Source organism: Moorena sp. SIO3I8, assembly GCF_010692325.1.
Classification (GTDB): domain Bacteria; phylum Cyanobacteriota; class Cyanobacteriia; order Cyanobacteriales; family Coleofasciculaceae; genus Moorena.
In genome coordinates, this window is sequence record NZ_JAAHHW010000223.1 from 1 (window position 1) to 4,977 (window position 4,977).

The 4,977-nt window shown below is 43.0% G+C and carries 4 protein-coding genes and 1 pseudogene; 3 read left to right on the forward strand and 2 right to left on the reverse strand.

Annotated elements, in window-relative coordinates; translation table 11 throughout:
- Positions 1 to 201 precede the first annotated feature (201 nt).
- Positions 202 to 1,944 carry an IS1634 family transposase gene (locus F6K51_RS35175; protein ID WP_293030230.1) on the reverse strand — a complete coding sequence of 581 codons (1,743 nt, stop codon included), beginning with the start codon at positions 1,942 to 1,944 and terminating at the stop codon, positions 202 to 204.
- Between the two features lie 179 nt (positions 1,945 to 2,123).
- On the opposite strand from F6K51_RS35175, the gene F6K51_RS35180 reads away from it, so the two are divergent.
- On the forward strand, positions 2,124 to 2,444 hold the full coding sequence (locus F6K51_RS35180) for a hypothetical protein (protein ID WP_293030233.1): 321 nt from the start codon (positions 2,124 to 2,126) through the stop codon (positions 2,442 to 2,444).
- The gene (locus F6K51_RS35185; protein ID WP_293030237.1) at positions 2,437 to 2,742 is read left to right on the forward strand and encodes a hypothetical protein; all 306 of its coding nucleotides are present in this window, start codon (positions 2,437 to 2,439) and stop codon (positions 2,740 to 2,742) included. The genes F6K51_RS35180 and F6K51_RS35185 overlap by 8 nt, the downstream gene beginning before the upstream one ends.
- 497 nt (positions 2,743 to 3,239) lie before the next feature.
- Here F6K51_RS35185 and F6K51_RS35190 read toward each other — a convergent pair whose 3' ends face one another.
- Positions 3,240 to 3,407, reverse strand: a complete 168-nt coding sequence (locus F6K51_RS35190; RefSeq protein WP_293030241.1) for a hypothetical protein — start codon at positions 3,405 to 3,407, stop codon at positions 3,240 to 3,242.
- Between the two features lie 121 nt (positions 3,408 to 3,528).
- On the opposite strand from F6K51_RS35190, the pseudogene F6K51_RS35195 reads away from it, so the two are divergent.
- A pseudogene (locus tag F6K51_RS35195) lies at positions 3,529 to 4,661 on the forward strand (IS630 family transposase).
- Positions 4,662 to 4,977: the final 316 nt, after the last annotated feature.

Genomic DNA, 4,977 nt, shown 5'->3' on the forward strand with positions numbered 1-4,977 from the left:
TATCAACTGTGTTTCGGCTTTTGCTCATCAAAGAAGATTAGTTTTAGGGGTAAAAATGATGGAAAACAAACGGGAAAGCGAAATTCCCGTCGTTCGCGACTTAATTAACTTATTAGATTTAACTGGTGTAGCTGAAGTTCCCCTTTGACAAAACAGCACAACCTATGCTTGGATTGGAATTGAGGATTTTTTCTTAGGCATTTACTGGGTACAAAATACCGAAATTCCCAGTAAATCTAGAGCTTTTTGTTGAAGGAGAGTGGCTTGGGTTATTTTCTCAAAGGTAATATCCTTCCCCTCTAACTTTGTGTTAATCGTATTGAGGGTAATCGTCCCTAAATCTGCCATTAACGTATTAAAGCTGTGTACAGGGAATTGATCTTGTGTTTTCTTTTTACGAGCTTTCGATAAAGCTTTCTTTGAACGTTGGGATGGAGCGACGACTTCAGTTGTAGTTAGTTTGACTTGCTCAGATTCTTCATCTGCAAAAAGTATCGGAGCTAAAGCTTGCGACCTGTGCCATTCAACGTAATAAGATAACATACATAAAAAGACATGTGCTCTAACTCGATTTTCTAAATGGTGATAGATGGGACGTACTTTTAAATCCATAGTTTTATAAGCACGGAAAGCCTGCTCAACTTGTGAAAGACTCTTATAAGTTTTCACTGTGGCCGGAGCATCTAAAGTTTCTGCCTCCACCGAAGTCCGAATCACATACAAACCATCTAACGCAGCTTCAACCGAGAGGACATCTCTCTTACGTGAATAAGAGAAACTTCTCTGAGTTATCTCCAAGTTAAAAAATTTCCCCACTTGATATCGATTGATAACTTTTCCCACTCTCAGGCCAATTTTGTCCGCGCCAATTAGCGCTCTTTTTTCTCTATTTGTTGCCGCCACAATAGCATTCAGTTCTTTTTCAGTCGCTTGCAATAATTGTTCTCGTTTGAGTTGATTAGCTTCAGCTAGTATCGGATTACGACAAGCGATTAACCTTTCGCCAGGATAAGAAGATGATTCCAATTCGACTAAGTTAGTTTGGTCAAATAATCCCAGCTGAACTACCTCTTGTTCCGCTAATTTCCGTATTTGAGTTCCTCTTAAAGCCGTAACCCAATCCAGCCCTTCTGTGGTAGAGAACTCTTGATTGATGCGGGTTTGAGTAATCATGCCCCTGTCACCAACCCACACCACTCGCTTCAGTCCGAAACGAGAACGTACTTTCTCTATTTGTTTGCCTAATGTCGCCGTGTCGTTGGTATTCCCTTCAAAAACTTCTACCGCAATCGGGCAACCTTCTTGGTTACACAATAATCCGAAAACAATTTGTAATTTTCCTTTCTTTTTATCTCGACTATAGCCATAGTTTGCCAGGGGACAACTCTTGCCTTCAAAGTAAGTAGAACTGACATCATAGAGTACTAAGCTTCCCTCTGATAGATGCTTTTTGGCCAATTTATTCTCAAGGCTCTCTAGTCGAGCCAATAGGCAATCTAGAGCCTCGTATAATTCATCTTCCGAGGCATATTCTAGTCCTAACAACTTACTCAATGACGAAAAACAAGTCTCTTTATTTAGTCCCCTAGCTGTTGCCAATTTGGAGCGCGGCTCTAGGATCCTTGCCACTATCATCGCCAGAATGATTGAGCGCTTTCGGGAAGACTTTTTCTCAATTAATTCTGGCAATTTTAGTTTATTTATAGTTCCCAAAACGGCAGCGACATGACCGTGAGGAAGACTACGTATAATTTGGAAAGCTTCACCATAATTCTCAACAGCTACTCCTCCTTTTAGGACAATACGTAGATTTTCTATGACTTCATCTGGTAATTTAGACAGATTAGCTATAGTTCTTTTACGAACTTTATCTCCTTCACGATAAGACTCTCGAAGGAGGACGGCAGGGGGAGAATTTCTGTTAGGAACACGTTCTATATACATGACTACATTATAGCCGAATTTCTCCTCACCTAAATCTTAATAAAATCGAAAGATTACATGGACACATAAGGGTCAGGGATTGGTCACCCAAATCCCTGATTAGGATAGCCTTTCACTGGCCTTGTAGTACAAATGCACGGGGGAACTTCAGGTGTAGTCTTTACTTTTGATGCTCTTCATTGTCAAAAAAAACTCTGGCAGCTATCGTCGAGTCAGGGAATGACTATTTAGTTAAAGTAAAAAAAAATCAACCCAAATTATATCAACAAATAGAAACGGAATCAAACCAGGAAACACCACGACAAAAAGTGACCCATCATGAAAAAACTAGAAACCGTAATACTTATCGTATTATCGAAGTGTTTGAGCCACCGGAAAATCTTGATCCACAATGGATTGGTGTCGGTTGTGTGATTAAAGTCTCTGAGACGAAACCTGATTGTAGTGGAGCCTTTATGGTTGGCAGGCTATGCATAGAAGGGTTAAAACTTGTTGATTAAGGCTCCACTACCTTACGGTAACTTCAAACGCAGTGGAACTCGTGGTAATGAACCATTCAAAAGTATTAGTTATTATATGAGTTCAAAATCACCTCAATCTCGTCGTTTGATGGATGGAATTAGAGGACATTGGCTGATTGAAAATTCTCTTCATTGGGTAAAGGACGTCATCTATGAAGAAGATATTAGTCCCCAAACATCAGGATTTGCTCCGATCAACTTATCTTTGCTCAAAACCTGGGTTTTAACCCTTATTCGAGCACATGGCTTTGATTCAATCAAGGCAGCAAGAGCGTGAAATGAGCCATAATTTGAGGTATATCCTCATTTTTTGTACTTAAGACTAATTATCTCTGATTATCTTCTATTTTATTGAGAATGAAACAGCCCTGCCTCCTGGGAGGGGTTAGGGGCTCACAAGGGTAGGTTTTTTACATTTGGGTCCTGCCCCACCCCCAACCCCCGACCGGTCGGGGGCTGCTCAGAAGGAGAGGAAAAGGAAAACAACGAATAAATGATGATTTTTAACGACAAATTAAGTATATTTTCTTATCCCCCACACCCCACACCCCACAACCCACACCCCACACCTCACGTCTTTGTTAAAAACCTACCCCTGTGAGGGGGTTAGGGGTGGGTCCCTATCTCCCTATCTCCCTATCTCCCTATCTCCCTATCCAACCAATCTACTATCTTTGAATGCAACTCGGTATCATACTGGAGTTTAGACTATGACAAAATAGCCCAACCTTCTTTTTGGGCTGGGAGCTTAGTAAATTGACGCATGCATTTGGTCTAAGTCTTCTTATTTTTCGCTTTTTTATAGGTACTTTGTCCTTTTTTTCCCACGGGATAACGAGTACGCTTGCTTCTTTTTTTTCCAGGTTTCCATCCCGTCGATTTTCCACGGGGTTTGGGAGGACGTGCTGGTGTTCCAATCTCTGTCTTGATGCAGTCGCTCATGGGGGAAACCCCCTGTTCCATTGCTGCATCGCTACTAGTGGTCTGTCAGTTTTAATTTTGTGAATAGATGGGAAGATACAGAAGTAATCCTTATCTGCCATTACCCATCATCTGAGAAACCATGGAGAAACGTTACATTGTTCGGTTAACACTTGAAGAAAGACAACAACTCCAACAGTTGGTATCCAGGGGCAAGACAGCAGCCTAAAAAATAAAACACGCGCTTCTTCTGCGCTCACATTGATATCAATGGACAAGGATGGACAGACGAGCAAGCGGCAACTACCTTTGGTTGTCACCGAAACACGGTAGCCAATCTGCGGCAACGATTAGTCGAACAAGGTTTAGAGGCGGCAGTGGAACGAAAGCAGCAGAAGAATCCATCACGGCAACGGGTATGTGACTCAGAGGCTCAAGCCAAACTGATCGCTCTACGTTGTGGAGAACCCCCAGCAGGACAAGCACGTTGGACCTTACGACTCCTAGCCGACAAAGCAGTGGAGCTAGAGATTGTACCAGCCATTAGCCACGAAACCGTGCGACAAGAGCTCAAAAAAACCAATTAAAACCACATCTGCGCGTTTCAATACGTGATTCCACCCCAAAAAAATGCCTTCTTTGTGGCGGATATGGAAGATGTGCTGGAGGTTTATCACCAACCCTATGACCCCAAACGTCCAATGATTTGTATGGATGAACAACCTGTCCAACTGATCAAAGAAACCCGCACTCCCCTGCCGGCTAAACCGGGACATCCAGAGCTCATAGATTATGAATACGAACGCAATGGAACCGCGAGTATCTTCATGTTTACAGAACCCCTTTCAGGCGCTTCGCAAGGTGGTAGTTAGAGAGCGCAGAACGGCAGTGGATTGGGCAGTGGAAATTCAACGCTTACTAGATCTTGATTACCCTGAATGCGAAACCCTCACCTTGATATGTGATCAATTAAACACTCACAAACCAGCTTCCCTCTATGCAGCCAAAGAAGCACCATACGCACGTCGTAAGGTCTAAAAATTGGAGATTCACCACACTCCTAAACATGGCAGTTGGCTCAATATTGCCGAGAATGAGTTGTCACGGACCCGACAATGCGTGGGATAACGGATTCCGGACCGTGAAACTTTAGAACGGGAAACTGAGGCTTGGTACATTGAGCGCAATCGGTTGCACAAGTCAGTAGATTGGCAATTCACAACCGCAGATGCCCGCGTCCGTCTCAAGCGGCTTTACCCACAAATACAAAATTGACATAGCACTAGGGCGTGTCTGCAAACTGTTGTATGCTAAGTAAAAAGACCTACGGAAGTAGCACAAAAACGAATGGAGATTCCTAACAGAGGCGAGTTAACCGACGAACAGTGGGAAAAGCAAAGCGCCCTTATTACCACCTCAAAAAGCTTGGGAACGAAGTTACCGTAAGATAGGGTCGCCTTAATCAATAAGTTTTAACCCTTTTACCCATAGCCTGTCGCCCATAAAGGCGACCCTATCTAAGGTTTCGTCTCCGGACAGGAAAACCAGCACATGACAATCGTTCCATCATTAATGGGATTCTCACCGATCT

What these genes read in the sequence shown, in the direction of transcription:
- F6K51_RS35175 (WP_293030230.1), bottom strand. Translation starts at nt 1,944, where the DNA reads ATGTATATAGAACGTGTTCCTAACAGAAATTCTCCCCCTGCCGTCCTC.
- F6K51_RS35190 (WP_293030241.1), bottom strand. Translation starts at nt 3,407, where the DNA reads ATGAGCGACTGCATCAAGACAGAGATTGGAACACCAGCACGTCCTCCC.